Origin of the sequence: Streptomyces callyspongiae (genome assembly GCF_047200695.1) — a bacterium.
Classification (GTDB): domain Bacteria; phylum Actinomycetota; class Actinomycetes; order Streptomycetales; family Streptomycetaceae; genus Streptomyces.
Genome location: NZ_JBJZOM010000075.1, coordinates 1 through 211, shown reverse-complemented (window position 1 = coordinate 211; position 211 = coordinate 1). Strand labels below are relative to the sequence as shown.

The 211-nt window shown below is 70.6% G+C and carries 1 protein-coding gene; it reads left to right on the top strand.

The window, feature by feature from the left end:
- Positions 1-211 (top strand): condensation domain-containing protein (locus ACL06G_RS21575; protein ID WP_412836536.1); only part of this gene is annotated, 211 nt, incomplete at both ends.

Genomic DNA, 211 nt, shown 5'->3' with positions numbered 1-211 from the left:
CGGGAGACCGGCACCACCGTCTTCATGGTCCTGCACGCCGCCCTCGCCGCACTCCTCACCCGACTCGGCGCCGGCACCGACATCCCCCTCGGCACCCCCGTCGCAGGACGCACCGACCAAGCCCTCGACGACCTCGTCGGCTTCTTCGTCAACACCCTCGTCCTGCGCACCGACACCTCCGGCAACCCCACCTTCCGCGAACTCCTCCACC